Genomic DNA, 4,459 nt, shown 5'->3' on the forward strand with positions numbered 1-4,459 from the left:
CTTCGACCGGTTTTCCCCGGTTTCCTGCCCTCCGGGAGGGTTCCACCCCTACTATTCGGCCCCGTCCGAGGTGCGGAGGAGGAACCCGACATGACGACGACGCTGCAACGCCCCGAGCGCCCCGCCGTCGAAGGGGGGTACGAGACCGTTGCCTCCATGGTGCGCGACCGGGCGCGAGCGATGCCCGCCGCCGTGGCGATGCGCGAGAAGGACTTCGGGATCTGGCAGGAGATCACCTGGGCGGATCTGTGGGAGCAGGTCGAACTCGCCGCCCACGGGTTGCTCGCCCTCGGGGTCGAGCCGGGCGACCGGGTGTCGATCCACTCCGAGGACCGGCCCGAGTGGGTGATCCTCGACCTGGCCACGGTGGCGATCCGGGGCATCACCGTCGGCCTGTACCCCACGAATCCTCCTTCCGAGGTGAAGTACCTCCTCTCGGACTCGGGGTCCAAGGTCCACCTGGCGGAGGACCAGGAGCAGGCAGACAAAGTCCTCTCGGTTCTCGACTCGCTTTCGCACATCGAGAAGGTCATCCACGTCGAGCCGCGCGGGTTCCGCATGGTTCGCGACGACGACCGGTTCCTCTTCTGGGACGACTTCCTCGAGTCCGGCCGGGAGCATCGCCAGGCCCATCCGACGGCTGTGGCAGACCGGATGGCGGCTGCCCAGCCGGAGGACATCATGACACTCGTGTACACGTCGGGAACCACCGGCCCTCCCAAGGGGGCGATGCTTTCGAACGCCAATGTGACCGTGTGCAGGGACGTGCTGCTCACCGCCGACAACCGCCTGCGCGGCGACAGGCCGCCAGACGAGCGCGATCAGATCCTCACCTATCTGCCGCTGTGCCACGTGGCCGAACGGATCTTCTCGACGTGGACGATGTGCGGAACCGGGGCGGTCCTCAACTTCGCCGAGTCGATAGAGACCGTGCAGGAGAACCTTCGTGAGATCCAGCCCACCCTGTTCTTCGCCGTACCCCGAATCTGGGAGAAGCTGCACGCCGGGGTCCTGATCAAGGCGAAGGACGCCACCCCGTTCAAACGCCTCTGGTTCGCGGTCGGCTTCAAGATGGCCGAGTTCATCGGACAACAGCGCATCGACAACGGGGGCAACCACACGTTTGCCAGCCGGATCGTCTACGCCCTCGGCTATCCCTTCATCTTTCGGGCGCTGCGCGAGCGGATCGGGCTCCGTCGGTGCCGCTGGGCCTCGTCTGCCGCCGCGCCCATCGCACCGGAGGTGATTCAGTTCTTCCACGGCCTGGGCGTCGACGTGTTCGAGCTGTACGGGATGACCGAGAACTCGGCGGTCGCCACCTACAACCCGGTCGGGAACATGAAGCTGGGCACGGTCGGGGTTCCGTATCAGGGAATCGGCCTGCGGATCGACGAAGAGACCGGCGAGATCCAGACCAAGCACGGCGGCGTGTTCCAGGGCTACTGGAACAACCCGGAGAAGACCGCCGAGACGTTCACCGAAGACGGGTGGTTGATGACCGGGGACGTCGGGGTCTGGGTCGACGGTACCCACGTGAAGATCGTCGACCGGATGAAAGACATCATCATCACCTCCGGCGGCAAGAACATCAGTCCCTCGGAGATCGAGAACAGCCTCAAGACGTCCCCGTACGTCAAGGAGGCGATGGTGGTCGGGGAAGGCCGCAAGTACCTGGCGGCCCTGATCGGCATCGAACTCGACACCGTCGGCGACTGGGCCACGCGCAGGGAGATCCCCTACACGACCTATCGGGACCTGTCCGAGAAGCCCGAGGTGATCGAGCTGATCCAGGGCGTGGTCAACAAGACGAACGAGAAGTTCGCCCGGGTCGAGAACATCCGCAAGTTCCGTTTGATCCCCAAAGAACTCGATCACGAGGACGGCGAACTCACCGCAACCCAGAAGCTGAAGCGGGCCTCGATGGCCGCCATGTTCGAGGACCTGATCGAGGCCATGTACGGAACCGAGGGATGACCGAAACCCTGCTGATCTTGGCCCAGGAGGCCGGCGGACCGAGCAAGGTCGCCGAGGCCGTTGCCGAAGGGCTTTCGCTCGGCTCGATCTATGCCCTGCTGGCGATGGGCTTCGTGATCATCTTCAAGGCGACCCAGGTGCTGAACTTCGCCCACGGCGCACTGTCGGCACTCGGGGCGTTCCTGGTGGCCTCGTTCGCCACCCTGGTCAACATTCCCGGCAGGTTCATGGAGGACAGTCCGCGCTGGCTGCAATGGTCGCTCTCGGTGGTCACCGCGCTCGTGGCGGCAGCCCTCATCGGCATGCTGCTCGAGCGGTTGTTCTTGCGGCCGATGGTGGGCGAGGAGTTGTTTGCGGTGGCGATCGTCACCCTCGGAATCGACATCTCATTGCGGAACGTGACCAACGACTTCATCGGCACCGATCCGCGGCCGCTGGGCGACCCGTGGGGGACGAGCATCCTGGATCTCGGGTGGGTGAGCATCGCCCACACCGAGATCGCCCAGATCGTCATCTCTCTCATCCTGGTGACGGCGGTGGCGCTGTTCTTCCGCTCCCGCACCGGCATCGCCATGCGGGCGACTGCATTCGACCAGGAGGCGGCGCGGGCCCAGGGGATCAACGTCGGCCGTATCTTCTCCATCTCGTGGGCGATCGGCGCGGTGCTGGCGGCGGTGGCGGGGATCTTCGTGAGTGTGTTTCCTCGAAGATCGGCCGGAGTGGACACGTTCACCGCCTTCTTCGCCTTCAAGGCGTTTCCGGCGATCATCCTCGGTGGTCTCGACTCGATCGTTGGCGCAGTGGTCGGCGGGTTCGCGGTCGGACTGGCCGAGGCGTTTGCGGGCGAATACATCACGGCCAGCTGGTTGGGTGCCGGGTTCGGCGGCATCGTCCCCTACCTGCTGATGCTGCTCGTGCTGCTCGTGCGGCCGTACGGGTTGTTCGGAACCGAGGAGATCAGGCGGGTATGAAGTCACGTCTCACGTCTCACGCCTCTCGTCTCACGCTTCCCGCGCGTTCGGTCGAGCGTGAGACGTGCGACGTGGGACCTCATGCGGAACGGAGTTCCGCATGAGGGGCCGTCCGCTGCTCTTCACCTCCTACGAGTCCGATCAGTCGATGCTGAACACCATGACCAAGCGGGTGGTGCTGGTGGTGTTCCTGCTGCTGCTGTGTGCGCTCCCGTTCACCGGTGGCGGGGCTCCGGGGAATGTTCGACTGTTCGACTGGAACATTCCCATCGTCGGGTTTCTGAGCGCCAATGACTGGCTGCAACTGATGGGGACTGCCTGCATCTTCGCCATCGGCGCCCTTGGGCTCAACATCCTCACCGGGCTCGCCGGACAGGTGTCGCTCGGCCATTCGTTCTTCATGGGCATCGGGGCGTACACCGCTGCCTGGCTGGGAGCCCCGGAGGGCCCGCTGCTCGGACTGGGGCTCCCGATCTGGATCTGGCTTCCGGCGGCAGGGCTGGTTGCCGCCGCCATCGGGGTCCTGGTCGGCCCTACCGCGGTGAGAGTCCGGGGGCTGTATCTCGCCATCGTCACCCTCGGCCTCGTGTTCATCGGGGAGTATGTGTTCCGCAACTGGCGGTCGTTGACCGGCGGGTCGCAGGCAGGGCGGACGTTCCCCCGTCTCGATGTGCGGCTGTGGAAGGAGGAGACGCCCATCTTCGGGACGACGGAGAACGGTGACTGGCTCACCGCCAACGGAAAGGCCTTCCTGTTCGTCCTCGCGTTGCTGGTGATCTTCACGGTCCTGGCCAAGAACATTCAGCGAAGCCGGGTTGGCCGGGCGTTCCAGGCCATCCGCGATCGCGACGTCGCCGCCGAGGTGATGGGGGTCAACGAGTTCCGCTACAAGCTGATGGCGTTCGGGATCAGTTCGTTCTTCGCCGGCGTGGCAGGGGCACTGCTGGCCGGGTACTTCGGCCGGACGATCCCCGAGCGTTGGGACCTGATCCTGTCGGTGCAGTTCATCGCCATCATCCTGATCGGTGGTGCCGGGACGACGTCCGGGGCGTTGATGGGAGCGGCGTTCGTGATCCTGCTGCCCCGAGTGGTGCAGAACTTCACGGAGTGGCTGAAGGGCGCCATCGAAGAGGGTGGCATCGTCGCCACGATCGCCGACCCCTTGATCGCCACCAGTCAGAACGACTTCGGGTTGATCAACACGTTGCCAGGCGTCGCCCCCGGCCTGAGCGTCTTGCAGCTGAACCAGGTGATATACGGTCTGCTCATCATCCTGTTCCTCATCTTCGAGCCTCTTGGCTTGTTCGGGATCTGGTTCAGGGTGAGGAACTACTGGAAGGGCTGGCCCTTCACATATTGAGGTCTCCTGCCGGACTGAACCGGCAGGCGAACAGAGCCGGGAGTCCCGGCCGAGGAGGAGGAAGGAACGAGATGAAAGCACAGAGCAGGTGGCTGGCCTGGTTGATGGCCTTTGCTCTCATCATCGCCGCGTGCGGCGGTGACGATGACGGAGG

3 protein-coding genes are annotated in these 4,459 nt (G+C 64.8%); all 3 read left to right on the plus strand.

Features of this window, described 5'->3' with window-relative positions; genetic code table 11:
• Positions 1-90: 90 nt before the first annotated feature.
• The 3 genes from VLT15_05745 (at position 91) to VLT15_05755 (ending at position 4,305) form a co-directional block, all read left to right on the plus strand.
• Entirely contained in the window at positions 91-1,974 is a 1,884-nt protein-coding gene (locus tag VLT15_05745; GenBank protein ID HSR44721.1) for an AMP-binding protein, read from the plus strand.
• Positions 1,971-2,945 (plus strand): branched-chain amino acid ABC transporter permease, encoded by a 975-nt coding sequence (locus tag VLT15_05750; GenBank protein HSR44722.1) that lies wholly within the window; start codon positions 1,971-1,973, stop codon positions 2,943-2,945. Before VLT15_05745 ends, VLT15_05750 begins: the two co-directional genes overlap by 4 nt.
• 100 nt (positions 2,946-3,045) lie before the next feature.
• Positions 3,046-4,305, plus strand: coding sequence for a branched-chain amino acid ABC transporter permease (locus tag VLT15_05755; GenBank protein ID HSR44723.1), 1,260 nt, complete (start codon positions 3,046-3,048; stop codon positions 4,303-4,305).
• The last annotated feature ends 154 nt before the right edge of the window (positions 4,306-4,459 follow it).

It is taken from the genome of Acidimicrobiia bacterium, from assembly GCA_035471805.1.
GTDB lineage: Bacteria > Actinomycetota > Acidimicrobiia > Spongiisociales > JAHEDJ01 > JAHEDJ01.

Bases quoted from the DNA above. Each gene is read 5' to 3' on its own strand.
- VLT15_05745 (HSR44721.1), top strand. From the start codon at position 91: ATGACGACGACGCTGCAACGCCCCGAGCGCCCCGCCGTCGAAGGGGGG.
- VLT15_05750 (HSR44722.1), top strand. From the start codon at position 1,971: ATGACCGAAACCCTGCTGATCTTGGCCCAGGAGGCCGGCGGACCGAGC.
- VLT15_05755 (HSR44723.1), top strand. From the start codon at position 3,046: ATGAGGGGCCGTCCGCTGCTCTTCACCTCCTACGAGTCCGATCAGTCG.